The sequence below is a fragment of the Pontibacter korlensis genome, from assembly GCF_000973725.1.
Taxonomy (GTDB): domain Bacteria; phylum Bacteroidota; class Bacteroidia; order Cytophagales; family Hymenobacteraceae; genus Pontibacter; species Pontibacter korlensis.
Genome location: NZ_CP009621.1, coordinates 310,268 through 336,029, shown reverse-complemented (window position 1 = coordinate 336,029; position 25,762 = coordinate 310,268). Strand labels below are relative to the sequence as shown.

At 49.6% G+C, this 25,762-nt stretch carries 23 protein-coding genes and 1 pseudogene; 11 read left to right on the top strand and 13 right to left on the bottom strand.

Translation table 11 applies throughout. The features are described 5' to 3' along the window. Positions 1 to 129: 129 nt before the first annotated feature. Together PKOR_RS01420 and PKOR_RS01415 are read right to left on the bottom strand one after the other, a co-directional pair. On the bottom strand, positions 130 to 936 hold the full coding sequence (locus PKOR_RS01420; protein WP_046308748.1) for a hypothetical protein: 807 nt from the start codon (positions 934 to 936) through the stop codon (positions 130 to 132). Between the two features lie 264 nt (positions 937 to 1,200). Further along, positions 1,201 to 3,642: a GAF domain-containing protein gene (locus tag PKOR_RS01415; protein ID WP_046308747.1), complete on the bottom strand. Its 2,442-nt coding sequence runs from the start codon at positions 3,640 to 3,642 to the stop codon at positions 1,201 to 1,203. A 232-nt stretch (positions 3,643 to 3,874) separates the two neighbouring features. On the opposite strand from PKOR_RS01415, the gene PKOR_RS01410 reads away from it, so the two are divergent. After that, on the top strand, positions 3,875 to 4,504 hold the full coding sequence (locus tag PKOR_RS01410) for a hypothetical protein (protein WP_046308746.1): 630 nt from the start codon (positions 3,875 to 3,877) through the stop codon (positions 4,502 to 4,504). Positions 4,505 to 4,579: 75 nt separating this feature from the next. Here PKOR_RS01410 and PKOR_RS25180 read toward each other — a convergent pair whose 3' ends face one another. Both PKOR_RS25180 and PKOR_RS24645 read right to left on the bottom strand, forming a co-directional pair. Further along, complete coding sequence (locus PKOR_RS25180; protein ID WP_200897410.1) at positions 4,580 to 4,756, bottom strand: hypothetical protein; 177 nt, start codon at positions 4,754 to 4,756, stop codon at positions 4,580 to 4,582. 732 nt (positions 4,757 to 5,488) lie between these two features. After that, positions 5,489 to 5,914 (bottom strand): hypothetical protein, encoded by a 426-nt coding sequence (locus tag PKOR_RS24645; protein WP_148561604.1) that lies wholly within the window; start codon positions 5,912 to 5,914, stop codon positions 5,489 to 5,491. A 77-nt stretch (positions 5,915 to 5,991) separates the two neighbouring features. Between PKOR_RS24645 and PKOR_RS25445 the strand changes: the two are divergent. The 3 genes and pseudogenes from PKOR_RS25445 to PKOR_RS01395 all read left to right on the top strand — a co-directional run. Next, positions 5,992 to 6,366: pseudogene (locus tag PKOR_RS25445) on the top strand (tyrosine-type recombinase/integrase); the annotation flags it as partial. Beyond that, positions 6,314 to 6,607 carry a tyrosine-type recombinase/integrase gene (locus PKOR_RS25440; protein ID WP_148561786.1) on the top strand — a complete coding sequence of 98 codons (294 nt, stop codon included), beginning with the start codon at positions 6,314 to 6,316 and terminating at the stop codon, positions 6,605 to 6,607. The pseudogene PKOR_RS25445 and the gene PKOR_RS25440, both read left to right, overlap by 53 nt. Positions 6,608 to 6,841: 234 nt before the next feature. Then, positions 6,842 to 7,546 (top strand): hypothetical protein, encoded by a 705-nt coding sequence (locus PKOR_RS01395; protein ID WP_148561603.1) that lies wholly within the window; start codon positions 6,842 to 6,844, stop codon positions 7,544 to 7,546. A 42-nt stretch (positions 7,547 to 7,588) separates the two neighbouring features. On the opposite strand, the gene PKOR_RS01390 is transcribed toward PKOR_RS01395, so the two are convergent. Further along, a complete protein-coding gene (locus PKOR_RS01390; protein ID WP_046308743.1) occupies positions 7,589 to 9,145 on the bottom strand; it encodes an IS1182 family transposase in 1,557 nt (518 codons plus the stop codon). 120 nt (positions 9,146 to 9,265) lie between these two features. Here PKOR_RS01390 and PKOR_RS01385 point away from each other — a divergent pair, with 120 nt between their 5' ends. The 3 genes from PKOR_RS01385 (at position 9,266) to PKOR_RS01375 (ending at position 10,694) form a co-directional block, all read left to right on the top strand. Continuing rightward, a complete protein-coding gene (locus PKOR_RS01385) occupies positions 9,266 to 9,742 on the top strand; it encodes a hypothetical protein (RefSeq protein WP_046308742.1) in 477 nt (158 codons plus the stop codon). A gap of 117 nt (positions 9,743 to 9,859) precedes the next feature. After that, complete coding sequence (locus PKOR_RS01380; RefSeq protein WP_046308741.1) at positions 9,860 to 10,270, top strand: DUF6157 family protein; 411 nt, start codon at positions 9,860 to 9,862, stop codon at positions 10,268 to 10,270. Positions 10,271 to 10,274: 4 nt separating this feature from the next. Next, the gene (locus tag PKOR_RS01375; protein WP_046308740.1) at positions 10,275 to 10,694 is read left to right on the top strand and encodes a DUF1761 domain-containing protein; all 420 of its coding nucleotides are present in this window, start codon (positions 10,275 to 10,277) and stop codon (positions 10,692 to 10,694) included. Positions 10,695 to 10,769: 75 nt separating this feature from the next. On the opposite strand, the gene PKOR_RS26175 is transcribed toward PKOR_RS01375, so the two are convergent. Next, complete coding sequence (locus PKOR_RS26175; RefSeq protein ID WP_235337109.1) at positions 10,770 to 11,585, bottom strand: IS3 family transposase; 816 nt, start codon at positions 11,583 to 11,585, stop codon at positions 10,770 to 10,772. Positions 11,586 to 11,884: 299 nt separating this feature from the next. Here PKOR_RS26175 and PKOR_RS01365 point away from each other — a divergent pair, with 299 nt between their 5' ends. Next, complete coding sequence (locus PKOR_RS01365) at positions 11,885 to 13,093, top strand: IS110 family RNA-guided transposase (RefSeq protein ID WP_052738663.1); 1,209 nt, start codon at positions 11,885 to 11,887, stop codon at positions 13,091 to 13,093. Positions 13,094 to 13,137: 44 nt separating this feature from the next. Here PKOR_RS01365 and PKOR_RS26070 read toward each other — a convergent pair whose 3' ends face one another. From PKOR_RS26070 to PKOR_RS01335, 7 genes are all read right to left on the bottom strand, one after another. After that, entirely contained in the window at positions 13,138 to 13,314 is a 177-nt protein-coding gene (locus tag PKOR_RS26070) for a transposase (protein ID WP_415837281.1), read from the bottom strand. Continuing rightward, positions 13,251 to 13,391 carry a hypothetical protein gene (locus PKOR_RS26065; protein WP_415837280.1) on the bottom strand — a complete coding sequence of 47 codons (141 nt, stop codon included), beginning with the start codon at positions 13,389 to 13,391 and terminating at the stop codon, positions 13,251 to 13,253. The genes PKOR_RS26070 and PKOR_RS26065 overlap by 64 nt, the downstream gene beginning before the upstream one ends. Positions 13,392 to 13,521: 130 nt before the next feature. After that, positions 13,522 to 14,904, bottom strand: coding sequence for a GH1 family beta-glucosidase (locus PKOR_RS01355; protein ID WP_046308738.1), 1,383 nt, complete (start codon positions 14,902 to 14,904; stop codon positions 13,522 to 13,524). A 52-nt stretch (positions 14,905 to 14,956) separates the two neighbouring features. Further along, on the bottom strand, positions 14,957 to 15,943 hold the full coding sequence (locus PKOR_RS01350; protein WP_046308737.1) for a glycosyltransferase family protein: 987 nt from the start codon (positions 15,941 to 15,943) through the stop codon (positions 14,957 to 14,959). After that, positions 15,940 to 16,782 (bottom strand): UDP-2,3-diacylglucosamine diphosphatase, encoded by an 843-nt coding sequence (locus PKOR_RS01345; protein WP_046308736.1) that lies wholly within the window; start codon positions 16,780 to 16,782, stop codon positions 15,940 to 15,942. The genes PKOR_RS01350 and PKOR_RS01345 overlap by 4 nt, the downstream gene beginning before the upstream one ends. 615 nt (positions 16,783 to 17,397) lie before the next feature. Then, a complete protein-coding gene (locus PKOR_RS01340) occupies positions 17,398 to 17,763 on the bottom strand; it encodes a hypothetical protein (RefSeq protein WP_148561602.1) in 366 nt (121 codons plus the stop codon). Positions 17,764 to 18,138: 375 nt separating this feature from the next. Continuing rightward, entirely contained in the window at positions 18,139 to 18,693 is a 555-nt protein-coding gene (locus PKOR_RS01335) for an RNA polymerase sigma-70 factor (RefSeq protein WP_052738662.1), read from the bottom strand. Between the two features lie 455 nt (positions 18,694 to 19,148). Between PKOR_RS01335 and PKOR_RS01325 the strand changes: the two genes are divergently transcribed. The 3 genes from PKOR_RS01325 to PKOR_RS01315 all read left to right on the top strand — a co-directional run bounded on the left by PKOR_RS01325 (position 19,149) and on the right by PKOR_RS01315 (position 25,761). Next, positions 19,149 to 20,342 carry a FecR domain-containing protein gene (locus PKOR_RS01325; protein WP_046313904.1) on the top strand — a complete coding sequence of 398 codons (1,194 nt, stop codon included), beginning with the start codon at positions 19,149 to 19,151 and terminating at the stop codon, positions 20,340 to 20,342. Positions 20,343 to 20,449: 107 nt separating this feature from the next. Continuing rightward, on the top strand, positions 20,450 to 23,998 hold the full coding sequence (locus PKOR_RS01320) for a TonB-dependent receptor (protein WP_200897409.1): 3,549 nt from the start codon (positions 20,450 to 20,452) through the stop codon (positions 23,996 to 23,998). Positions 23,999 to 24,024: 26 nt separating this feature from the next. Then, a complete protein-coding gene (locus PKOR_RS01315; protein WP_046308732.1) occupies positions 24,025 to 25,761 on the top strand; it encodes a RagB/SusD family nutrient uptake outer membrane protein in 1,737 nt (578 codons plus the stop codon). The last annotated feature ends 1 nt before the right edge of the window (position 25,762 follow it).

Below are 25,762 nucleotides of genomic sequence, written 5' to 3'. Positions count from 1 at the left end.
CTCTCCCAATATACCCATTTCTGCCGATATCTCTGCAAAAGTAGCGGGAGTGTAGGTAAGACAGGTACAAAACAGCAGCGGCCTCAGATAAGTTATCTGAGGCCGCTGCTGCAAAATAATTCTGGTACCTTAGTTGCTGTACAGGTACTTGTACGTCTGGCGCTTACCGTTTGGCGACACCACTGTTTGAGTTAGTGGATAGCCACGCTCGTCATACGTGTAAGTATAGCTGTACTCGTAAGTCTTCTTGCTGCTATGTACCACAGTTTTAGAAGCTACCAGGTTATTCGGGCTGCTGGCAGTGCCTGGCTCAGTTAACCCATGGAAAGGGTTCGTGCTGGCATCGAAAGAGTTTGTTGTGGTAGAGAACAGTTTTGCTTCGTTGTTATCATCAACCACATACTGTTTCTCCTGCGTGTAGTTACCATTTGGCAGTACTTCATACTTGGTAAAAGACTTCAGTTCTCCCTGGCCTTCTTCGTCAGTACCTTCAAACAGAGATTTTTTCTCCAGCTTGTTGTTAGAGTCGTACTCGTAAGTAGCGTAGGCTGTATACTCCAACTTATTGTTGTTGTAGTAAGCCATGCTGCTCTTTGTCAGCTCGCCGCTTGTGTTGTAGGTAAAGCTTTGCTCCGAAAGAAGGGCTTGGTTCTTGCCAGCGTACATGCTGGTTTTTAAAATTCTGCCTTTGCTGTCGCGCTCATACTTTTCAAAGCTCTCCAGATCGCCTGTCTCCACATCGTAGTGGTTTACCTGGCTTAGTTGCTTACCTGCAAAGCTGTAAGAGGTTACTTCGGCAGAATCTGCCATAATGTGTGAGATCATGCCTTGTTCAAACTCTGGCTGAACAGACTCTCCTTCCTGCTTTTCGCAAGAGCTAAACGCTACCACGCCTAACATCAGCATGGCAGGCATAAATTTGTTTCTCAGTTTCATTGGGCTAAAAGTTGATTTGATGAAACAACACTTGCCGGCTGCCTTTGCCCGCAAGTCTCAGTGAGAACGCCTTCTTTTTCTAAATAATTGCACTTGGTCTGAAGAAAAGTTTCTGGGGGAGATAGTTCTGGAGCTGCTTTGAAGGTATAAGTAGTTGATAATAAGGTTATTTATGTAGTGATATGTGGCTACTGGAGAATGTGAAAAAAAGTTTAAAATATTTAATAAATATGATATTTGTAATATTTTATACTTGCTGATTTCTTAGTTCAGGCTGGCAGATTGAGCAATATTAAGGAGCTCATCGCCGGCATCTATGTTGTGCCGGAGTTCCTCCTTTAGGTTAACCGTAACACGTATGGCTTTCAGCCCCTGCACCCCTTGCAGGTCCTCAACTTCCAGGTGTTCTATCTCGTCCTGTATGTATCCCTCTGCCTGCAAAAACTCTACATAGCGCAGGTACTCCTGCAAAGCTTTCTGCTGTGTATACACTATGGCAATCTTACCGGGCTGCGTCAGGCGCTCTTCAGAGTCAAGTATAGTGGCTTTGTCGATGCGTTTTTTGATGATTTCATAGCTGATATTGTTAGCCCCCTCCACATCAAACTTCTTCTCATCCAGCCTGTAGCGGATGGAGATAGGGTCAGAGTGTACCAGTATAAGCTGCGTGATTTCGAGCGGTAGCTTCAGGCTGGCGCGCAGTTTCTGGATTCGGCGGGCAATCTCGCAGGTAAGCATCAACTGCCACAGGCGCATGTTCTTCAGGTAGAGCGGCTGGAAATCCCCGTTGCTGAGCAAAGAAGCACCAATGTAGATGTTATACTCGATGCCATCTGTTTTATACTTCTCAAAGTAGTGCGGGAAGATCTGCTGTGCCTTTTCCTCTTCACGGTCCAGGAAGCTGGAAATGGTCTCGTTTATCATGAACAGGCTTTCCTCGTAGGCACGGCGCTTATTATAAACAGTACGGTAAGGATTATTGATAGCGGAGCGGTAGGCCTGAATAGCAGGCTGGGCAGATGCTTCCTTTTTAAAGAAATAGTCAAATAGCGGCTCTATTTCAGTACGCAGAAAGTCAAGTATAACCACTTCATCCCCGGAGCTCAGTTCGTGCAAAATTCCCTGCGAGAGCTTGTCTATCTTGAACATGAGCTCATCAAGTATAGCGAGCGGCATTTTGTCTTTTACAGCCAAGATTACCTCTTTAGCCAGCACCAGCTGTTCCAGCATATCGCCTTGAATGGCCTTGTTGCGCTCAGCAGCAGAGCTGCGCACATCGGAAGAGCCATAAATTGGATATATGTCCCGGAAGATGATAGGCTCGATTTCCGGGCTGGCATTGCGCTCCATTTTTTCCAGCAGGTTGATGGCAGCTTGGGTAAAACGCCATTCTACAATAGGATGAATAGCGGTATACTTTTCCTTGATGATGCTCTGAATGCTGCTTCGCAATTCGTCCAGGCTGCGGTTCAGTGCCAGCGCAAACAGGGGCAGAATCTCTTTTAGCCTGATGGTGGACAAGGCATTGAGCTCTCCGGGTATAGGGGAGGCAAGTTCCATAAGTCCAATGGTGTTGTCCTCATACCGCAAGGGAGCAATAATAAGGTTGCGCACACCGGTTTCCAGCAACTGTTGCTCAATAGCTGTAGGCTGAGGAAGTTCCTGTAAATCACCTACCACTACAGTTCTGCCCTCTTTTAGCACAGGCTCATAAACAGAGCCTTTCAGGTCGTTTATCGACAGCTTGCAATCCTGTGTCAGGATCAGGCCACTCCAGATGCGGCGGGCATAGCTAGTGTCAAACTCACGTGATTCAGGGCAGGAGGCAAAACCAAGTTTTATGCCTGGCAGGCCAAAGAGCACACGCAGCTTTTGCTGCAGGCTGTCAAATCCTTCCTCAGTGCTTACTGTATCCTTGTCCAGCAAATCGTAACGCAGAGAGGAAATAGTCTCCTCCATGGTTACATCAGTAAAATCATAGATGGCAAATCCGCTAAACTCAAAGTTGTCTGGGGGCAAAAGCTGCATCCAGAGGTCCAAATCGTTGTAGCGGTTGATCAGGAAGTTAATTTGCTGTGTCTTCAGTGGTTTTACTGCACCCTTGGCCCGTACCTCCATAAATTTTAGGTCAACGTCGGCCTTGTATTGGCGTGGCAAGCCAGTAAACTTGTCATGTACAGTAAACACAAAAGGCTCTTCCACCACAAAGTTGGCGTTGTAAAACTTCTCTAATATGATGGTGTAAGCCTGAAGCGTAAGACGGAAAAGTAATGTCTGGCGGTCCAGGTCAAGCTTTTCGGAGGAGTCGTTGCCCTCCAACAGCTCCAACTCCTCTAACTTGGGTGTGGCATAAAAGCTCTGGAAGCGGAATGGCACCGAAACAGCCTTCAGGTCATTTTCCCATAAGGCTCCGGGAAAAATATCCTCCATCAGCACGTCTACTGTATCAATATGCTTATCAATAACAGAAACATCCTGTATAGAGCCCATGAGCTCGGGAGTGCTACGCAGCAGTTTGATAAGTTCACGCACGCGGCCGGTATTACAATTAGGGTCGTTTACTAGCTTGTCTTCCCAATAAGAAATAAGCGGAGCCAGGCTGAGCGTTGTTTTGAACGGAAAGTCGTTCACGCTCAGTATAACGTCATCGTCGCTGCTCATCGAAACTACCGTCTCATGAAAACTGGCTTTGTGGTGTTTACTCATAAATTGTGTTGTTGCCATACTTACTTGGCCATACTTTATGCTTTCTTATAAACGATGTTTACCTTTAAAAGTATAGTGTGGCTTAGTATGACAGGTGTTATGGTTTTGTTACCTATCGCTTTATACTCTGCTGCCGTCTGCGGCTGGATATTTAGCCTGCTAAGAGTATTTTTGTGGCACAATATTTACGGTAATAGCTTGTTAAAGTTTACAAGCACACATTAGAAACACTATGAAGAAGACCCTTAAATGGATACTGGTAGCCGCAATGGCTTTTATAACAATTAATGTAGCGCAGGCGCAGTCGCAGTTGGAGCGGGATCTTGCAGACCTGCGTACCTGGATGCAGAAGCGCAGTTCCCAGGCTGATAGCACGATATCTGCTGAGTGGCCAACGGTAAAAAAGGAGTTTAAAGAGCTAACCTACAGCCTGGATAGCAACACGAAAAAGCTTTCAGAAAAGTCCAGGGCAGAGTACAGTGAGTATAAGCAACGCTACCAGGAATGGGAGGCCCGGCATGAGAGCGAATTGGTAAACCTGGACGGCCGTGAGCTGGAGCGTTGGGAGCGTGAGATGACAGGTACCATTCAGATCAGCAAAATAAAGCCAGTGCACCTGCGTGATGCTTTTGTGCGTGCCCTTGATTATACCCGTGAATACCGCCAAAACTGGAGCCCGGACCAGTGGGCTTACGCTGAGTTTGTGGTAGGGGAGCTAAACTCACGCAAGCAGGAGGTGCTGGATCTGCTAAACACAGGTGACAAAATCAAAATTGCAGCGCTGCAAGTGGAGTTTGTTACCCTGAAGAAAAGCCGCGAAGCCAAAGACGCTTATGATGACAGAAAAAAGGAGAGACGTTAAATTATAGAAGTATAAAAATGCACAGCCCCGGCAGTAAGTAAAGCTGCCGGGGCTGTTTGTTTCTGTAAGTTTGTTTTAAATAGCGTTTTGGCCTTTAGTACCGCCTGATTGGTCTTTGTCATCACGACGGCCTTGGTTCGGGCTCTTATCCTTTTGCTGATCGCTTAGGCTGCGGTGGCCTTCCTGCCCTCCTTGTTTTTTAGCCTCTGGTTTACTCGTTTTGTTACGGTCCTGATTATGTCCCTTTGTCATATTAAGTTTGTTTTATAGATGATTAATAGAGTGTTATGAAAATATAATAATTATCTAGTCAGTTGAAATAATTATTACATCTACTTTAATAAACGACATGCGATGACATTAGTTAGGAGGCTGGTCGAATAGGTATGTAGTAAAAGCTCGACAGAGGTAAGCCGCGAAAGGCGAAGGGGGGCATTCACTCAGCGCAACTGACATCAATCAAGGTTACATCACAGCATCCTATTTAGAGGCTGAATAAGCCGTTTTAAGACATTTTGAATCGTGTATTGAAAGTGCTAGGTAAGCTTCTATAATTCCTTATTCTGGGGCTGTACCCTCCATTACAGAGTAGTTATGGCAAATAGTGAATATCTTTTGTGAAAATAAACCCATAATTTACAGGAGTGAAAGAAACAGGGGGAGAGGTTCTGGCTATCCAGTAGATGTCCATCTGTATAAGAGGAATTCCTTAAGCTCAAATCAACCTAACTATAACATGAACTGTGTTATGGGCTCTCTCTGCAGGATAAACCAGAGAACGGCAGCAGGAGCCAAGGAAGGCTGTGCCAGCAAGAGATTGACTTACTTGATGCATTCAAAGTGGTGTGCCGCCTTGGCTACAGCCACAGGGGAGCGGCCGGCATGCACACGTTGCCACATCAGCAACGCCATCACCGCCCCCCGTCCATGTAAGGCTGCCAGTTCACGATCAGCACTTTCTTCCTCGGGCAAAAGCATATACCCCTAGTCGTAGCACAAATGATACGTGTTTTCTTTCTGCGTGCGGTAGATCTGGGTCAGGTAGCGGAAGTCGAAGCCGGCCAGCTCCAGGTACTGCCGCGGCAAGGTGGTCTTGCCCTGGGGGCTGAGCTGGCGGAGGATGCTGCGGTTCCTCTTCAGGGCCGCGTTGACCTGCTGCACGCGCCTCTCACCTTGGCTCTGTTGCTTGGCGGCGTTGTTGGCCAGGTAGCGGCACTGGTCGGAGCAGTACCGCTTGTCGCTCCTGCCCATGATGCCGGTGCCGCACTGGGCGCATGTTCTGGATTGGCTCAAAACCGTATCCGTGTTACTACCCGGGTATACCCGGGTAGTAACACGGATACGGTTTTGAAAGGTTTTACCTTTAGGGGCAGTAACCGTCTCATTATACTTATGGCTTATCCCTCTCAATTACCTGTCCTTTACCTGAACCCGCTGGAGCAGGCAGGCACCTATTCCTGCTCCTTTGCAATTAGTCGATCAACGCGGTGAGGTTTTACTACAAGCGCGTATTATTACCCCACGAAGTGCAGCTCAGCCAGGTAGAGCAGCCTGAAAAGCCCCAGCGCCTGCCCCAGGTCTTAAGCAAGCAGGATGTGCTCAGGATCCTATCCGTGACCGAGAACTTAAAGCACCGCTGCATGCTCCAGTTGCTGTATGCAGGCGGACTAAGAATTGGGGAGGTGATCAACCTGAAGCTTACCGACGTGCAGTCAGAGCGGAATCTGCTGCTCATACGGGGCGGCAAGGGCAAGAAAGACCGCACCACACTGCTCTCGCAAAAACTACTGGAAAGTTTGCGTGCCTACTATGAAGCGTATAAGCCCAATGTATGGCTCTTTGAGGGGCAGACGGGCGGGCAGTACACGGTGGAAAGCATCCGCAATGTCTTTCGAGCTAGTAAGGGGAAAGGCGGGTTTAAAAGCGCCCGCCACGCCCCATACGCTGCGCCATTCCTTTGCCACCCATTTATTGGAGCAGGGAACAGACTTAAGGTATATCCAGGTGCTGCTGGGGCACCGGAGCAGCAAGACCACCGAAATCTACACCCACATCACCACCCATGCCTTGGATAAAATCACCAGCCCATTGGATAATTTATAGCAAACACCTATATTAGCTTAAACATATACGACCATGTACGCCTCATTCAATTTTACAGGATTTAGCCAGCAAAGAAGTGCGAAAGCATGCTGCAGCAACTACGTACATAGTGCAGATAAGCGTATGTTGTCGTATATACTATAGTTATGGGTAAGATATAAATCCGAAATTTTGAAAATTCTCATTTATATATTCTCGCTTTTCCTTTTGGGTTGCACAACGCAAGAAAAGCCAGTGTTCAATACATTGAAAATAAAGCACACTTTTGGTGATGAGAGTTATACAGTTAGGGAAATGTCATTTAATCTGGAAGGAAATGCCGTTGTCGGAAGGATTACAATTCCAAATAAGGATAAACTTGCTTCATCCAAAACTGTACTAAGCGAAAAATCAATATCTAATTTAAACTCCTTCGTGAAGTTAGCGGAAAGCTATTCAGAGGATTGCGAGGAGACTATGCTAAGTTCATATGTTCAATATTACGAAGTTGAAATAGACGACCGAAAGTTGAAAATCTTCAAATTCTGCGATTGGAAGTCACTAACATTTGAGAATTTAGAAAACGAAATCTTTGAAAGCTACTTCAAGGAACTTCAAATTGAGAGAGAAAACTTTAATGTTTTACTTTCAAAAAGATTGGTTGGTAAATGGAAGGAAAACGAAAAACTTGAAAACCTAAAATTAGAATCAGAATGGATACTGGAAAAAATTCCAGCAAACTCCACAATGGATGAATATTTTGAATTTGTTCAACCTCAAGAAGCGGTATTGTATCGCAAAAGGAGAAAAATCTATTATGATTACCAATTTGATATCATAAATGGCACAACCTATTTGTATATGAATGGTGATGACGAAAAAAATGGTGAAGGGTTAATCTATGGGCAGAGATTTAGGGTTATAGAACTTACTAATAGCCATATCAAATTAGTGCATTAATAGCACTCCTACCCATAACCACAGTAGCTGTTGCACAACTCTTCAGTAACTTGTGGTCTCTATACCATTTCTGATTTCACTTCTCTTCAGGCTCCCCAAAACCATCTTGAAAAACGTTTCCAGGTCAGGCCTGGGCAGGGCCATGACGGCTGTTTGGCTTCTTTTTGGGGTGAAGCGCAAGAACTTCTGCAGGTTGTAGGCTGCGGCGGCCACCAGCATACCCTTGTGGGCCAGCTCCAGCCCCCGGGTGTTGACCCGGCGCATGCCCAGGAAGTCGAGCAGCGTGCCCAGCACCGGCTCCACGGTGGCCTGCCGCAGGCGTTTCATGCGCCGGCCCCAGCGGCTGTTCAGGCGGGCAATGGTGCGCTCGTACTCGTCGCGGTAGTAGGTGACCTCTATCTTTTTGACATGCAAGTGACCGATGCAACTCTCTTTTGAGGGGCAGTTTCTGCAGTCCTTTCTGGTCGTGTAGTAGGTTCTCTTTTTATTGCTGTTCTTCTTCTCCACCAGCACGTTGCGGAAGGTCACCTTCCTGCCCTCGGGGCACAGCCAGTAATCACCCTCCCGGTGGTAGGTAAAGCCCTCCGGCCCACCTTTGTAAGGGCCGTGGGGCGGGATGAAGGCCGTGACGGCCTGCCGCTCCAAGAGCGCGTAGTTCTCGCCTGAGGAGTAGCCAGTATCGGCCAGCAAGGTGCTGCAGTGTAGCTCCAGGTGCTCTAGCCTGGGGAGCAGTTGCTGTAAGAGGGGAGGCAGGCACTGGTTGTCTTTTTTGTCGGCCAGGTCGGCATGCACATGGGTGATGACATGGCGGCTGGTGTCCACCGCCAGCTGCAGGAGATAGCAAAGCTTGCGGGCCTTTCCCGGCTTTACCGCGATGCGGGAGTCGGGGTCCACCGGCGAGTAGTGCGTCTTGTTGGAGGTGAAGCGGCTATCCTTGTTGCTCGCTCCGGGGTGCTGGTCCTTGCCCCACTTGCGGTTACGGGCCCGGATCTCCTGCAGCTCGTCGCGGCTGGCGGAGAGGGTGCGCTGCTGCTGGCTGGCCTTGTCACGCATGGCTTTGCGGTCGGCAGGGCTGATGGCTCTGACCTGCTCCAGATGATCAGCCAGTTCCTGGCGGGGCACCTTCAGCTCGAGCGAGTCCATCGAGGCGTTGGCTTTGATCAAGGCTGAATCCACTACCTGTGTATGGCCTGACACCATACCGGCGTCTGCGCACAGGGCGAGCACGCGGGTGAAGACCTCCTCGAAGAGTTCGGTGGGTAGCAGCTGGCGGGTGCGGGATACGGTCGAGTGCCAGGGCAGGGGCTCGTCAAGCTGGTAACCCAGGAAGTAGAGCAGGTCCAGGCGCAGGCTGCAGTGCTCAATGAGGCGGCGGTCAGAGCTGATGTTCTCCAGGTGCCCTACCAGGCAGAGCTTGAAGAAGACCACCGGGTCAATCGAGTGCTGGCCGCACCTGCCGTAATAAGGAGCCGTCAGCTCGTAGAGAAACTCCAGGTCGAGCTTGTCCTTGAGCCGCCGGTAGAAGTTGTGCGCCGGCACGTGCACCGAGAGCGAGAAGCACAGCTCCCGCTCGTCTTCGAAAGTTTTCCTGCCCTGCATCCTGTCAAAGATTTGGTAATATATGCTTTTACGATTATCTTCAATAGGTTGTGCAACAAGCACAAAAGCTAAAAATCATTTAAACGCTTTTTAGCCCAACCGTTGGGGTAAACTTAAAGTATGGAAATAGCTTCAATAATAGTGATATTAATAATGGCAGTTGGTCTCATACTAACTTTAATATTTCTATTAGGCTTTCTGATAAAAAGAAGAAAAGCAACGCTAAGAAATGCAGCTATATCTTTTGCTTCTGCGGTATTATCATTAAGTTTATTAATAGTAGCGGAAGAACTGTTCTTCTCTTATAATTCTGAAAACAAGAAAGAAGTTTTAGTTGCTTCCAGAGAAGCATCAATCGGCGGCATAGTACTAAAGCTTTATGAAGATAAGACATTTGAAATTGGTGGATTCAGAGAAGTAAAATCAGCTGGAACCTATTACTTGAAATCAGATACCCTCTTTATCACCGCCAGCGACAATCCTAAGCAGAAAGAATACTTCACTCAATCATGTTTCATCATGAAAGAAGGGTACTTGGAAGAAGTAGAAGATACAGGAATTGGATTTTTAGAAATTCACGTGAATAAGCTGAAATAAGAAAAGCTCTCCCCAACACGGCACAAAAGTTAAGCTTCGCCTAAGCCTCGCTCACCTTTTGTACTAAACGTTAGCGGTCAGCTAAAAACGACCAAAAAGAATTAAAGCGACAACGAAATGAAAATACATTCTACAAACTATTTTGACACTTTTATTGAAGTTGCGGACGACACAAAAGCTGACAGTGGAACTAAACCACCAACAAAAGACAAAAAGACTGTTGCGGAAATGCAATACGAAATGATTGCAAAAAATCCCTATAAATTCACTTCTGATGATGTTTTCTTTCAGGTGTTTGCTGACAGAAAGGAATTGACAAAATCCGAATATAAACAAGCACGAGATCAGTTTTTCTCAAATGGACAACCTTGCTTCCGAGCTTCCCCTTTGACCAAAACTTACGGTTTTGGCATTCATAGCGACAGTAACGGGAAGGTGGCGCTTTTTGGAATGGAAACAGACGATTATCAAAAATTCTTAGCGGACACGGAAATTAAAAAAGTGAAAGCAATGAAATCCAGGAAATAGCCCAATGGAGATAATAACAGAACTTAATTGGGTCGCTATTGCAGTTGGGACAATATTCTATTGTGTATTTTGTGGTATTTGGCACCGGCAATTTGCTTTCGGTAAAAAGTGGGAAGAAGCGATGGGATTTCAAAGACCTGAAAATTGGAAAGAAACCAACATTTATTACATAGTGCCTTTAGTATCTTGTTGCGTTACTACAGTTGTAATCGCCATTCTGTTGAAGCTTACAATCGCAAATTCATACAATGATGCATTAAGACTTGGGATATTGATAGGATTCGGGATTGCTACGGCAGTTGTTTTTACAACCTCTGTAATTCCTATAATGAAAAAACCTTTAACTTTTGGAGCAATAACAGGAACAGCTCAAGCATTAGGAATAATTTTATTAACACTAATAATTTACGCAATATCAAACTGAATGAAAAAAGCCGAACCGCTAACAATATGTATAAGCAATAGCGGGTTTCTTGCTAATTTGAAACGTAATTGTTAATCAAAAGTCGGAGTTTATCTGACAGTTTAGTGGTTTGTGAGCTCCTCCAATAATTCCACCGGCGTTCTGAAGTTCAGCGCCTGATGCGGCCGGTGGTGGTTGTAGTCCTCCATCCACTCCTCGGCCTTCTGGCGCACCTCTGATAGCGTTTTGAACACGTAGGCGTTGAGCAGCTCCCTTCTGATGCTGCCGTTGCAGCGCTCGATGTGGGCGTTCTGCATGGGCTTGCCGGGTTGGATGAACACCAGCCGCACCTTGTTCTCCTTGCACCAGTCCTCGAGCTTTTGGGAGATGAACTCCTGCCCGTTGTCCACCCGGATCATCTCCGGCAGCCCTCTGAACTCTTTGAGGTACCCGGAGCACCCGTATCAGCCGAAGAGCCGGGATCGAGAGATCCGCCTCCATGGAGAGGATCTCCCGGTTATAGTCATCGACGATGTTGAGGAGCCGGAACTTACGGCCGTCCCAGAGGCTGTCACTCATGAAGTCCACCGACCAGACCTGGTTGATCTTCTCCGGCTGGAACAAAGCCTGCTTCACGCAGGCCGGCAGCCGCTTTTTGTGCCTCCTGCGGATGTTTAATCTCAGTTGGCTGTAGACCCTGTACACCCGCTTGTGATTCCAGCCGTGGCCCTTCCTCCTGATCCTATGGAAGCATTGCCAGAAGCCGATGGCCGGGTGCTTCTCCACCAACAGTTGCAGCTCCTGGGCGATGAGGCTGTCGTCTTTCTCTTTTGGTCTGTACTCATAGGTGCTTCTGGCTACACCCGCTGCCCTGCAAGCCTGACGCACGCTCACCCCGTGCTCCTCTACCATAACCCCACCAGCGCCTTCTTCTCGCCCGAGCCCTACAGCTCATATCTTTGAATCCAGTAGGGAAAATACAAGTAAGAACAAAAGGAACCACAGGCAGGATGGCAAGAATGCCCTAAAGCAAGTACACCTTGGGTGATACAGAAAAAAAGGAAGTTCCACCCTGCCTGCTTCTTCCCTTGAGGCGGAACAGTACTTACGGACATCTGGTCACAGGAGATGATCTGGCATAAGACCATGAGAAAAGCAGTGGGGAGGGCAACGGGTTTCAAGTCTTTGTTACACCTTTTAATTTCTAGGCCATGATGATCCTCAAGCAATCAGTGAGCGCCGACATCGCCAAGGACAAGTTCGACGCCTGCTTCTCGGTGCTCACAGCAGAGCACCGGGTGGTGGTGAAAGCCACACGCCAATTTGCCAACACCCCCACAGGCTTTGCTGAGTTCAGCCGCTGGGCGGGCAAATGGGAAAACCCGCAAGCGCAGCTCGTCTTTATCATGGAGGCCACCGGGGTGTACTACGAGAACCTGGCCTGGCGGCTGCACCAGCAGGGTCGCCAGGTAGTAGTGATGCTGCCCAACCGGGCCAGGAAGTTTGCCCAGAGCCTGGGCCACAAGTCCAAGAACGACCGGATCGACGCCAAGGCCCTGGCCCACATGGGCGCGGAACGGCACCTGGCGCCCTGGCAGCCGATGAGCCCCCAGCTCTACCTGTTGCGCAAGCTTACCAGGGAGCATGAGCAGGTGCAGCTGATGCGAACAGAGGCTATCAATCGCCTCCACGCCGAGTCCCACGCCATGCTGCCCGGCAAGGGCACGCAGCGAAGGCTTAACAAAACCCTGCAGCTCTACGAGGCGCAGCTGCAGCAGATCGCCCGGGAGATCAAGGCCACCCTGCAGGCCGATGCGCAGCTGGAGGAGCGGATACAGAAAATCACTACTATTCCGGGAGTAGGCCTGCTGACAGCGGCCACGTTGGTGGCCGAGACCAACGGCTTTGCCCTGTTCACCAGCCACAAGCAGCTGGTCAGCTACGCCGGCTATGACGTGGTGGAGAACCAGTCGGGCAACAGGGTGGGCCGAGAGAAGATCTCTAAGCAGGGCAATAGCCATATCAGGCGCATACTGCATATGCCGGCACTCAATGCCGTGAGCCGCAAGGTGCCCGTCTGCCGGGCCCTGTATGAGCGCCTGACAGGCAAGGGAAAGAGGAAGATGGTGGCTTACGTGGCCGTGCAAAAGAAGCTGCTCGTGCTCATCTACACCCTCTGGAAAAGGAACCAGGCCTTTGACCCGCAGTATGGGCAAAAGCAGGAGGAAACTGAAAACAACAACCTCATCCAGGAGGCCGGAGCCTCTCTTTCAGGTGTCAGCGAAGCTGACAAAGACGCAATAACAGAAGAAACGGAGCCAGGGACAGGGGAAAAAGAAATAGCCCCGGCTCAGGCCAGGGCTACACAAGATGAACTTCCCCTACCAGTCGGCCCGGGAGCTCTCTTTCAGGTAGACTAAAGATAAGGAACAGATAAGAAAAATGCAACTAAAATTCTTGACTTTCAAGACAGTACCTTTTTTTCCACAGCGTCCTTGAGGGCGTGGTGCACCAGCGAGAGCTCGGCGAACATCTTCTTGAGGCGAGCGTTCTCCTCCTCCAATTCCTTCATCCGCTTTAGTTCTTTGACTTCCAGTCCTGCGTAGCGCTGGCGCCACTTGTAGAAGGCAGCGGTGGTGATCCCAAGTTCCCGACAGAGCTCTCGTGCTCCTTGAGGGCCTTGATGATTTGTGATTCTGTGAAGCGTGTCTTTTTCATTCCATTATAAAGTTATAGGTTTTTGTAACTTTACAATGGCCGACTTTCAAGGAAGTCTACAGCACAATATGCCTGAAAGTATGTGGAGCGGGCAATAGCATCAGTCAAAGTCAGCTTTACTACTCCAACCTCACTTTCTGCTCTCCTTTAGAAATTGCTGAAACCAATAGCCAGAGCTCTTAATGGTACGCTTCTGGGTATCGAAGTCTACGTGTACGAGCCCGAACCGCGGGTCATAGCCTTCAGCCCATTCAAAGTTGTCGACGAAAGACCACACAAAATATCCCTGTACATTAACCCCTTCCTGCTTGGCGTGCAACACCTGCTGGAGGTAGCGCTGTAGGAAGTCTACGCGCAGGGGGTCGTGTACCTGCCCCTGGTACACTTCATCGGCAAAGGCGGCCCCGTTCTCGGTGATGATGAGCTTGGGAATGCCGCTGTAGGCACTATACTTGTGGAGCAGGTGGTAGATTCCCTCTGGGTATACTTCCCAGTTCATGCGCGTGTAAGGTACCCCGCGTTTCTTGGCCGGCACCAGGTTAGCCTGTATGAAAGGTGTCCAGAAAGCATATTTCACAACCTCGCGGGTGTAGTTCTGAATGCCGATAAAGTCAAAGGTGTGTTTTAGCACCTCCTCATCGCCAGGCTTCATGTACTTTTCGATCCGGCGCATGAATTTTAAATCGTCCAGCGGATAGCCTAAGCCCAGGGCAGGCTCCAGGAAAAGCCGGTTGAGCAGGGCATCCACCCGGATAGCCGCCTGTATGTCTTTCTCCTGCTGGCGGAGGGGCTCCACATGGGAACAGGAAAAGGTGGTACCTACTTCGGCTTTGGGCAGTATGTCCTTAAGCACGCGACCTCCTGTAGCCTGGCAGAGTGCCGCGTGGTGAACCGCTGGTATAAAGGAACCAAATCCGCGCCGCCCGGGAGCGTGCACCCCCAGAAAGTAACCGGCCCCGGTAAACACCATCGGCTCGTTGAGCACCATCCAGTGCTTGACACGGTCACCAAAGCGGTGGGCACATAGGGCAGTGTATTCTTCAAACCAACCCAGAATATCACGGTTAGTCCAGCCCCCTCTTCTTTCGAGCTCCTGGGGCAGGTCCCAATGGTAGAGCGTAACCCAGGGAGTGATGCCCAGTTCCAGGCAATGGTCGATCAAACGGTCGTAGTAGTCTAGGCCTGCCTGGTTCACTTCACCGGTACCCTGTGGGAGCAAGCGTGACCAGGAAAGCGAGAAGCGGAAGTTGGGAATACCCATGGCCTGCATGAGCTGCAGGTCATCAGGAAAGCGGTTGAAAAAGTCGCAGGCGGTGTTGCCGTTGTGGCGCTTTCTGACCTTGCCCCTCTTGGCAGAGAAAACATCCCAGATGGATTTCCCTTTGCCTGCTGCGCTGTGCGCCCCCTCAATCTGGTAGGCTGCCGTGGCAACCCCCCATTGAAAATCCTGGCCGAATGAAGAACGTGTTAATACCGGTTTTTCAGCTACCGGGTTTGTTAAAGTATCAGGCATATAGAAAAGCAGCAGTGCCTCTGAAGAGTGCCTGCTGCGTTAGAGTTATAAGTCAGGTATTTTCACTCACGATACGCTGCACAAGGGAGGCTGTTTCATCAGGGTAGTTTACGTGCACCGGCTGGCCTTCCTCAAGCCATTGCCCTATGATGGGGAGGTGCTTTTTCTTGAGGCTTTTGATCATGGCAACGCCCATATGCTGTAGCGCAGCCGCATTGCATTGTTGCTCGTATTGACTCTTCATGGGTACGACCATGAGCTTTTTCTGTAGGTACAGTGCTTCGGAAGGAGTGCCAAACCCTGCCGCGCACAAAACGCCGGCAGACGAGGCCATGCTCTCCAGGAAAGCCTCATTCTGGATAGGCTGCACCGACACGTTCCCGTGCCGGAAAGGCTGCCGGTTGTGCTTGGAAAACACTTGCCACTCAACTCCTTCAAAGCGACCAAGCCTGCTTATGATTTTTTGATCGTCGTGGGCCGGCAGGTACACTGTGTAGTGTCCTTGGTTAGATACTGTAAGCTCCCGAACCTGCTTGCGGATAATTGGGGTGAAAACCGTGTCGTCGAACCTTGCGAAGTGAAACCCATATTGGGTGGTGGTAGGCGCGTAGTTTCTGAGAATAAATGCCCCAAAGTGGTCTGTCTCTTTGGGCTTGGGCACCAGCTTATGGAGCACCGCCACCTGATTGCTCAGCCCCACGCAATGCTTCCCGGCCAGCATACAGGCCCAGGCCGATACCGGCTCAAAATCTGTAATCACCAGGTCATACTCGTTAACGGGCAGCTGGCGCATCTCCCTGTAGAAGCTGCGTGTGCGGGCCTTGGCAAACGTCCGGTAGAAGTCTATGCCCCCGCTCTTGCCAAAAATGAAACCCAGGCCGTTGAGGCGGTACCTGACAGGATAGGGTAGGGGAATGTCTACCTGGCAACCGCTTACCAGAATCTCCACCTCACCGTGTTGTTGCAGGGCTGGTATGATGTCCATGGCCCGGGTCAAGTGGCCGTTACCGGTGCCTTGGATAGCATACAGAATTCTCACGCAGACCGGAGGTTAAATTCTACCATCATGTGCTGGAAGAGCTGTAGGTTTGTAGGTACATGCTCCTCTTCCTCATCCATGACCACCGCGTTCAAGTCCTCCCGGAAACGGTACAAGCGCCATTCCCCCTGGTCGAACTCGAGTGCCGTCAGGTTCTCAATCCAGTCTCCGGAGTTAAGGTAGGTAACGCGACCCTGCTGATTGGAAATGTCGCGCATTTCCGGCTGGTGGATATGGCCGCAGACCACGTAATCGTAACCGCTGGAAATGGCAATGTCAGCAGCAGTCCTCTCAAAGTTGTTGATGAACTTAACAGCGCTTTTAACCCGGTTTTTGATGTTGCGCGACAGTTGTATCTTCTCGCGTTTGAACTTAAGGCAGAAGAAGTTCACCAGGCGGTTGAGCAGGATTAACAGGTCGTAGCCTTGGCTTCCCAGCTTTGCCAGCCACTTAGAATGCTGCATGGTCACGTCAAACACGTCGCCGTGAAACATCCAGGCGCGCTTACCGTCAAGCTCCAGCACCAGTTTGTTTACCACCTGAAACGAGCCGAGCTGAAACCCGGTGAACTTGCGTAGCATCTCATCATGGTTTCCTGTGATGTAGTAGACTTTGGTGCCTTTGGCGATAAGGCCCATCAGATACTTGATCACCCGCATGTGCGAGGCAGGCCAATAGCTCTTGCTGAACTGCCAGATGTCGATAATGTCGCCGTTAAGGATGAGTGTGTCGGGCTGGATGCTTTTGAGGTAAGCCAGCAGCTCTTTGGCATGGCAGCCGTAGGTTCCCAGGTGCACGTCTGAAATGACGGCTACCTCTACTTTTCTTTTTTGTCCCATTCAGCAGGGTTGGGTGTGTTGCATTAAGGTTTCTCCCTATTAAATTTAAAAGGGGAGTAGAAGGAGTACAGCCTGAATAGGAAAATATCCAGTAGCTTTTCTGTAATGGTGCGGATTAATAGCTTTTGCCTGCTCATGTCTGATGTGAATCTGGTTAGAACTCCTCCTGGCAAAGGCTTTCTTTGCTTGAGTGTAAAAATAAAATAGAGCTGTTATTTGCAGGTTATGAGCTGGTTATCTTTGAGTTAAGAAGTTAGCGGAAATGGGAGCAATAACAGAAGCAGCCTAGGGATAGACAGAGGAAAGGGTGGGGTGTAAGGCTGCGCGGGCACCTTTAGAGAGGCTAGAGTAACTGCTTTGACCCCGGCTCTCTGCCCAGGGTCTACTTGTAAGTATGAGGTTGAGGCTAGCAGATGGTTTTTATATTGAAGGCAGCTATGAGCCAAGTGGCCCTGGGAAACCTGTGAAGGTTTTAGCATAGTATAGACTTAGGTGTTCAGACAGCCGTTGGAACGCAACCTTTACTGAGTGCCTCTAAGCCTGGGAGGAAGTCAATTGGGTATATGCAGGAAAGGAGTTTTCATAGCAAAGCCGTACTGCTAGAGGTAGGCCTATTTAAAACCCGAAGTGATTTTTTACCTCTTTCCTACCTAAGTACCCGATGAGTAGCAGTAAAGGGATGGACCCTAACAACCCACGTGCAATGTCCACTCCCGTGCCGCCGGCAATAAATAAAGCCTGGTGCCAGATGTAAGTTAGGTAAACCAAAGCGATAGCTCGCCCCAATACCCTGGCCCAGTTCTTACAGCGTGCTATGAACAACCCTGTGAGCAGAGAGCTTAGGCTTAGAACAGTGAACAGCAATGAGATGAGCTTCCCATGGTGAAGGGTCTGGTGGTAGAAGGGGGATTCTCCTACGCTGTCAGCTCTTATTGGCAGGAAATCCACCAGAAAGAAACCCGCCAGACTGACTGCCAGCATCAAAGCGGAGCATGTGGTTATTAAGATTCCAACGCTTTTAACAAAACTCGGCATACAGGAAGTTGTTAAACAGAGTGCGCCTGCAAGCGCACTCACCAAGCAAACAAGATTACTTACTATTTATAGCCAAGGTAAGGTGCTTGCCTGGACCATTAAACAGCACCAGTTAGATATAAATAATAAATAACGCAGGCGTAACCTATCCGTAACAGCTGACATACAGCAACCTTGTTGATTGTGTATCTAGTGTTGTCAGAGCCTTAGGTTGCCAACGGCAACAAGTAAAGGAAGTAGCTAACAGAAGAACAATTTGCTATACTATAATGAGCACTTATGGCAAGGTCTCTAAGGAGGCTTCTACTATTGCAGTCAAGCCTAATTAAGGAAAACCACCAAGGCAAATAGCTCCGGGCGGAGCTGTAGTCGCAGGAGCTGCAGAGCCCGTTGCTTGTGTGTCTTGACAGAATTGACGGAGATGCCTAGTTCCTGGGCAACTTCTTGGTTCTTCATTCCATTCAGGTAACACATTCGGGAGACCTGCTGGCAGACAGCTGGCAAGGTGCTCAGGGCACGGTGCAGCTCAGCGAGGACCTCCGCATGTATGATCGCACTTTCAAGGCTATCTTCTACAGCTGTGTCGTCAAAGTCTACAGCATAGCCTGCTTTCACCTTCTGGTGCCGAACAAAATTCAGGCTGGCGTGCTTTACGGCAGTATAGAGGTAGCTCTTAACAGCCAATGGGTGGGGAGTAACGTCAGACTGTTGGTTCCAGTATTTGATGAAAGCTTCCTGTACAACGTCCTCAGCGGCTTGTGTGGAACCTGTTATTTGAGCTGAAAAGTGTACTAGGCGGGTATAGTATCTGTCAAACAGCTGCTTTAGGCTCAATTCAACACAAAGCGTAGCTGGCTCCTCATTCTCAATCATCATGGTATTGCTTTGTAAAATAGTGATTCCTGATCAAATGGCGACTGAAGCACCCCTTGCTTGCGTTTGAGGCGGCACACACAAGTCACGGTTTTTAATGCAGCTTCAGCTCTGGCAGGCTTCCCCCCTTTACCTGGTACAGGATGAAAGCCTTGCCTCATACGGTGAATTACATCTGACAGAACCTGCCCTTCCATACTTGGCGTAGGGATTTGCTCTTATTCAACCCTTCAAAGTTATTTCTAAAATCGCCGCTACTTCCCACATGGAGATTATGATACTGTTATGATTGAGTTAAGCAAATATGAAAAAGGTTTGCTGGAAAGGTGTTAACGCGTTGATTTAGAAGTTAGTGTGGATTGTTTAGCGCGGAGTGTCAGCCTGCTTCATAACAATGTTCCATAAAACCTTTCACCCTTTTTGTCTTCATGGGTGTCTACACATCAGACACAGCCACTATGGAGAACCATCAACCACAATTCAAAAGAGCAGGCCTTATTCTAAGACATCTGCAGGGGGAGTTAAACGCTGAGGAAGAGAAGGAGCTACAACAATGGCTTGAGGAAAATGAGGAAAACAGACGCTTCCTTGATAGGCTCAGAAATCAGCAAACCCTGGAGGAAGAGCTCAGCTACTTCTCAACTCTGGACTTAGATAAAGCTTGGCAGCGAATAGCCTTGCAGACTGTAGAGCCGCATAGCCAAACAGGCAGCAGTTGGTACAGTACAGCATGGAAGTACGCTGCGGCTATTGCTCTGCTTCTAGCTACAGTACTGGCTGTTTACCAGTTTCAGATCAAGAAAACTGGCAGCCTTGACAGTGCTGCTGTCGCAGTTTCAGAGCATAAAACTGAAGCAATACTACCAGGGGAGGATAGAGCAAAGCTCACACTTAGTGATGGCTCTGTCTTTATGTTGGATGAGATGAACAACGGTGTAGTCCGGGAGAAAAATGGGGTAAAGGTATCTAAACAGGACGGACAGGTGATTTTTGAGCTTGCTGACAATAATAGCAATGAGGTCTTTTTTAACACAATCTCAACACCTGTAGGTGGACAGTATCAAGTGGTGCTACCAGATGGGACTAAGGTTTGGCTGAATTCTGCTTCCTCACTCCATTTCCCGTCGGCATTTGTAGGAAACCATCGGGTTGTTGAATTAACAGGGGAAGGGTATTTCGAGGTCTCAAAGCATAAGCAGAAAACATTCAAGGTAGATGTAGGCACAGCGACAGTAGAGGTGTTGGGTACACATTTTAACGTGATGGCTTACGCCAGTGAAGGCCCTATCACTACCACATTGTTAGAGGGATCGGTGAAAGTTCAAAGCGGCAGTGTCAGTAAGATGATGAGGCCCGGACAGCAGGCTAGTATAGGCAAGGTTATCCAGTTAAGAGAGGTAGATGTAGAAGAGGCGGTAGCCTGGAAAAACGGGCTCTTTTATTTCAACCAAGCGGATATAGCTACTGTGATGAGGCAGCTGGAAAGGTGGTATGGGATAGAGGCAGTTTATGGCGGGATGCCCTCCTCAAAGCACTTTTCAGGTATTATCTCCCGCGATACGGAGCTTGACAAAGTGCTGAAAATGCTGGCACTGACAGGTTCTGTAGAGTTTAAGGCAGAGGGGCGAAAAATTATTGTTTCCACCAAATAAAGTACACACATGATAGGGGCGGTTGCATGCTTCCCAGGTAGTGTTGGCCCTAAACGCAAGTACAATCATTTCTATTTGACTTTACCATTTATCCAAACACCCTTTTTATGAAACAAAATCTACTATTCAAGAGCAGTCGGGGACCTCGCGAATGGCTTCCTAAACAGTTCCAGGCATTAAAGCTGGTAACTCTCTTTTTGCTCGTGACGTGCATGCATATCCATGCTTATGGTTTTTCCCAAGGTATCACTATCACAAAGGAAGGTGCCTCACTGAAAGAGATTTTCAAGACTATCAGTAGACAAAGCGGTTACCTTTTTCTTTATAACGATGAGCTGTTACAGCAGGCAATGCCAGTAACACTTAAACTAAAGGATGCACCATTAGAACGGGTACTAACCGAATGTTTCCAGGGACAACCGCTGACGTACAGTTTAGTGGAGAAAACCATTGTAGTAAAGCCTGCTGAGCCGGTTAGAAAGAAGCAGACAGTTGTTACAGTTACAGGAAAGGTTACCGACAAAAATGGAGTTGGTCTGCCCGGCGTAACGGTGGTCGTGAAGGGAACTAACAAAGGAGTTCCCACCGACGGGGAAGGGAATTATACGATCGCTGTTCCGGATGGAAATGGCACCCTTGTCTTTTCCTACATCGGCTTTCAGTCCCAGGAGGTAGAGATTAACAACCGTGCAGCCATCCATGTTACGCTCTCAGAGGATACCAAAGCGCTGGAAGAAGTGGTGATTGTGGGCTACGGTACCCAGAAGAAAGCTAACCTGACCGGAGCCGTGGACCAGGTGAACGCCGAAGATATTGCCCTGCGCCCAGCCAATGATATTACCAGCTCTCTGCAGGGCCTGTTGCCGGGCCTGAACATACAGGTAAATTCCGGTGACCCGACAGCCACTCCCGATATCAATATTAGGGGCTTTAACTCCATCAACGGTGGTGGACCGCTGGTGCTCATTGATGGCATTGAGGGAGACATCACACGGGTGAACCCGCAGGATGTAGAGAGTGTGACGGTGCTCAAAGACGCCGCCTCTGCAGCGATTTATGGTGCCAGGGGTGCTTTTGGCGTTATTCTGATCACCACCAAAACAGGCGAGGTAGGGGACATGGTGGTAAACTACTCCAACAACTTTGGTTGGACCACGCCTACTACCCGAACCGATTTTATTTCAGATCCTTACCTGTATGGAAAGACAGTGGATGCCGCTATTTTCGGGTATAACGGAACGACCTACACCGGCTACAATGATCTGGACTGGGAAACGATCAGGATGGTATCGAAGGGAGAGATTGCACCTTTCCACGAACTGCAGCCAAACGGAACCTACAAGTTTTTCTACAAAACCAACTGGTACGATCACCTCTTTAAGAAATACCAGTATTCTAACATGCACAACGTCTCTGTATCCGGGGGGACGGAAAAGCTCAAGGGTTACCTGTCCGGAAGGATTTTTGAGCGGGAAGACATCAACAACATTGCCGAAGGGGGCATGGACCGCTATAACCTGAAGGCCAACGTAAGCTTTAAGCCGAAAAAGTGGCTGGAGTTGTCGAACAACATCCTTTTTAACCAGGAGAAGGACGTGGAATTTGGCGGCTATCGAAATGGCTACGGCGGCATGTGGAGCACCACCACCTGGTACTACCTGTACCCCTTCCAACCCAACATGGTAGATGGCATGCCTGTGGACGTGTATGGCCAGGGCGGTCCGGCAGCAATGGGGTACGCGCAGAACTGGGAGCGCACCAATATCGAGGAGCTTACAAACACCTTCAGGGCCAAGGTTACTCCTCTAAAAAATCTGGAGTTCAACTTCAACTACAGCAACAGGTTTACTAACCAGGCCAGTTCTACCCGTCTCAACGAGTTTGAGTACCTGACCAGTGCGCGCCTGGACAGGCGCACGGTAGGTGTTAACCGTCTGAACGAATATCGCTGGAAGGATAACTACAATGCCCTGAACGCCTATGGTACTTACTCGCAAGAGGTAGGGCGCAACCATCACTTTAAGCTGATGGCGGGCTTTAACCAGGAGGAGTTTGAGCGTGACCGTGTGTTTGCCCAACAAGGGGGGCTGTTGATGAGAGACCTGGCTAACCTGGCCCTTGGCACCGAATTGATGGCGGCTGACGGATCGGCCGAACTGTGGTCAGTGCAGGGGTATTTCGGGCGTTTTAATTATGACTTCGACGGCAAGTACCTGTTGGAGGTAAATGCCCGCTATGATGGCTCGTCGCGTTTTCCGAGCGAGAGCAGATGGGGTTGGTTCCCTTCTGTGTCTGCAGGCTGGCAGGTGAACAGGGAAAAGTTCTGGCAGCCACTGGAGAATGCCATCAGCTTCTTTAAACTAAGAGCTTCCTATGGCTCGTTAGGCAACCAGAACATCAGCACCAACACCTTCCAGCAAACCATGAGCATTGGCAACTCCGACTGGCTAAACGAAGGTAAAAGGCTGGTATATGCCGGCGCTCCTGGTCCGCTGCCAAAAGTGGTGAGCTGGGAAACAACCAGCACGATCAACTTCGGGGCTGACTTGGGCTTTTTCCAGAACAAATTAATGGCCTCCATCGATGTGTACCAGAAGGAGACGGAAGACATGTATCTGCCGGGTACACCACTGCCAGGGGTGTTCGGGGCCGCTGAGCCAAGAGAGAACCTGGCTTCTTTGAGAAACAGAGGGTTTGACCTGAGCCTGGGCTACAATAACAGCTTTGAAGTAGGAGGCTCTCCGCTCACAGTTCGCGCCACAGCCAGCGTGTCCAATTTCAAGGGCGTGATAACCAAGTTTGATAACCCGAACGGGCTGATGAGTACTTACTGGGAAGGGCAGGAGCTGGGACAAATATGGGGTTACCATGTGGACGGGCAGTTCCAGACGGATGAGGAGGCACTGGCCTACCAGAACTCCTTTGTGAACCCTGGCAATAGCCTTGGAAACGTGTACAACTACATCCTGAACGTAGTGCAGAACAACGACTGGAACAAGCTGCGCGCCGGGGACATCAAGTATGTAGACGTGGACGGTGACGGTCGCATAGACCGGGGCAACTATACGTTGGAAGACCATGGCGACTTGCAGCCGATTGGTAATGCCATGCCAAAGTTCCCGTTTGGATTTAACGTGAGCGCCAGCTGGAAAGGCTTTGACCTTTCTGTTGCCGGTGCCGGTGTGGCCAAGCAGAACTGGTACCCGACCGGTGACATTTACTGGGGTACCTATCAAAGACCCTATTTATCCTTCCTGAGAAAAGACCTGGTAGAGAACGCCTGGACACCGGAAAATCCTGGTAAGTATCCGCAGATCGAGCGGGGCTACGCTTCGCTGAACAGCGGTCGCTCGCTCTATGAGATGAACGACTACTACCTGGAGGATGTCGGCTATATGCGCGTGAAGAACCTGACCTTTGGCTATACCTTGCCAGAGGACCTGACCTCCAAGATCAGCGTGCGTAAGCTGCGTGTATACTTTAGCGGAGAGAACCTGTTTACCCTGCGTTTCGGCGGCCTGAGCAAATATATCGATCCGGAGCAGGCAGGCTCCGCCATCAACTATTCTAGTCCAGGCAGCGCCGTGGGCAGAGCCGACTTAAGGTCTTATCCTATGGGTAAAACATATTCGCTGGGCATTAACGTGACCCTATAGTTCACCCTCATGATTTTTAATAAAAGATGAAAAGAATATACATTACTTCCGTTTTCGCCTTCCTTACCATGCTCTTTACCGGCTGCGAAAAAGATTTCCTGGACAGGCCCCCAAAGGACAAAGTGGACGCAGAGTTCTTCTTCAAAACAGCTACGGACCTGGAGGTGGCCACAAATGACTTTTACAGTATGCTACCCACCACCGGGGTCTACAGCGATGATGCCTCCTCAGATAACATCGTGCCCTTGAACGCGTCCGATAGAGTGAGGGGCAACCGTATGGTGCCTACCACCCGTGGGAGCGGGGGCTGGTCCTGGAGCAGGCTCAGAGATATTAACTTTTTCCTGGAGAACTACCACCGCGTGCCTGATGAGGCAGCCAAGCGCAAGTATGGCGGCATCGCCCGCTTCTTCCGGGCCTACTTCTACTTTGAGAAGGTGCAGCGCTTTGGGGATGTGCCGTGGTACAGCAAAGTGCTGGAGGCCGGGGACCCTGATCTGTACAAGGCGCGAGATCCGCGCAAGCTGGTGATCGATTCGGTGATGGCCGATATTGACTATGCCATAGCCAACATTCCGGCGGAGGTAGAGCTAAACCGCATTACCAAGTATACAGCTTTGCTTCTGAAAGCCAGAATCGCGCTGTACGAGGGCACGTTCAGAAAGTATCATGGTCTTGGAGATTATGAGCAGCTGCTGCAGGAAGCGGCCGCTGCGTCCGGGGAACTGATAAACTCAGGTGCTTACCGCTTGTTTACCGCAGGCGGCCCTAATGAGGCATACCGTGAGCTGTTTGCCCGTAACGTGCAGGACCCTACGGAAACCATCCTGGCCAGGGACTACGAGCGGGATTTAGGCCAGCACAACCTGGGTTACCTGATGACGGCCCCTACCATGGGTGCCTGGGGTATCACAAAGGATGTTATCAATAGCTACCTGATGAAGGACGGTAGCCGGTTTACAGATAAGACGGGCTATGAAACCATGGAGTTTTATGAGGAGATGCAAGACCGCGACCCTCGCCTGACCCAGACTACAGCCGGACCGAATTTTATGGTATACGGAGAGAGCACCCCTGAGCCGGTGAACCTGAACGGTACAACCACAGGTTACCGCGTGATCAAAGCACTTCCGTCCCGAGACCAGTGGAGTGCCTCTTACATGGACATTATCATCTTCCGTTACGCAGAGGCCTTATTGATTTATGCGGAGGCCAAAGCCGAGCTGGGCACCCTCACGCAGCAGGACCTGGATATCAGCATCAACAAGCTCAGAGACAGAGTAGGTATGCCGCACCTCAACCTGGCGCAGGCCAATGCCAACCCCGATCCGTACCTGGCGGCTATGTATCCAAATATAGATGGAGGAGCTAACAAAGGCGTGCTCCTGGAGATTCGCCGGGAGCGCCGCATTGAGCTCTTTAACGAAGGACACCGCTGGGATGATTTGATGCGCTGGAAAGAGGGCAAAAAAATAGAGCAGCCGATGGTGGGCATTTACTTCTCAGGCCTGGGCGCACACGACTTCAACAACGACGGCAAAACTGATGTGTTCCTGCACGATGGCAACGCCGCCGGCGCGCCAAAAGAGGCTTCCACTATTATCAACATACAACAAAGGCCATTAACCAACGGTACCTCCGGCTACCTGAACCCTTTCTCACTAGGCGGCTATTTCGACGAAAACCGGGACTATTATTACCCGCTTCCAATCGAAGACCTGAGACTGAACGAGAATCTGGTACAAAACCCAAACTGGGAGTAAT

Excerpts from the sequence above, each read along its gene's own strand:
- PKOR_RS01420 (WP_046308748.1), bottom strand. The coding sequence starts at position 936 with ATGAAACTGAGAAACAAATTTATGCCTGCCATGCTGATGTTAGGCGTG.
- PKOR_RS01415 (WP_046308747.1), bottom strand. The coding sequence starts at position 3,642 with ATGAGTAAACACCACAAAGCCAGTTTTCATGAGACGGTAGTTTCGATG.
- PKOR_RS01410 (WP_046308746.1), top strand. The coding sequence starts at position 3,875 with ATGAAGAAGACCCTTAAATGGATACTGGTAGCCGCAATGGCTTTTATA.
- PKOR_RS25180 (WP_200897410.1), bottom strand. The coding sequence starts at position 4,756 with ATGACAAAGGGACATAATCAGGACCGTAACAAAACGAGTAAACCAGAG.
- PKOR_RS25440 (WP_148561786.1), top strand. The coding sequence starts at position 6,314 with ATGAAGCGTATAAGCCCAATGTATGGCTCTTTGAGGGGCAGACGGGCG.
- PKOR_RS01390 (WP_046308743.1), bottom strand. The coding sequence starts at position 9,145 with ATGCAGGGCAGGAAAACTTTCGAAGACGAGCGGGAGCTGTGCTTCTCG.
- PKOR_RS01385 (WP_046308742.1), top strand. The coding sequence starts at position 9,266 with ATGGAAATAGCTTCAATAATAGTGATATTAATAATGGCAGTTGGTCTC.
- PKOR_RS01380 (WP_046308741.1), top strand. The coding sequence starts at position 9,860 with ATGAAAATACATTCTACAAACTATTTTGACACTTTTATTGAAGTTGCG.
- PKOR_RS01375 (WP_046308740.1), top strand. The coding sequence starts at position 10,275 with ATGGAGATAATAACAGAACTTAATTGGGTCGCTATTGCAGTTGGGACA.
- PKOR_RS26175 (WP_235337109.1), bottom strand. The coding sequence starts at position 11,585 with ATGGTAGAGGAGCACGGGGTGAGCGTGCGTCAGGCTTGCAGGGCAGCG.
- PKOR_RS01365 (WP_052738663.1), top strand. The coding sequence starts at position 11,885 with ATGATGATCCTCAAGCAATCAGTGAGCGCCGACATCGCCAAGGACAAG.
- PKOR_RS26065 (WP_415837280.1), bottom strand. The coding sequence starts at position 13,391 with ATGAAAAAGACACGCTTCACAGAATCACAAATCATCAAGGCCCTCAAG.
- PKOR_RS01355 (WP_046308738.1), bottom strand. The coding sequence starts at position 14,904 with ATGCCTGATACTTTAACAAACCCGGTAGCTGAAAAACCGGTATTAACA.
- PKOR_RS01345 (WP_046308736.1), bottom strand. The coding sequence starts at position 16,782 with ATGGGACAAAAAAGAAAAGTAGAGGTAGCCGTCATTTCAGACGTGCAC.
- PKOR_RS01340 (WP_148561602.1), bottom strand. The coding sequence starts at position 17,763 with ATGCTGGCAGTCAGTCTGGCGGGTTTCTTTCTGGTGGATTTCCTGCCA.
- PKOR_RS01335 (WP_052738662.1), bottom strand. The coding sequence starts at position 18,693 with ATGATGATTGAGAATGAGGAGCCAGCTACGCTTTGTGTTGAATTGAGC.
- PKOR_RS01325 (WP_046313904.1), top strand. The coding sequence starts at position 19,149 with ATGGAGAACCATCAACCACAATTCAAAAGAGCAGGCCTTATTCTAAGA.
- PKOR_RS01320 (WP_200897409.1), top strand. The coding sequence starts at position 20,450 with ATGAAACAAAATCTACTATTCAAGAGCAGTCGGGGACCTCGCGAATGG.
- PKOR_RS01315 (WP_046308732.1), top strand. The coding sequence starts at position 24,025 with ATGAAAAGAATATACATTACTTCCGTTTTCGCCTTCCTTACCATGCTC.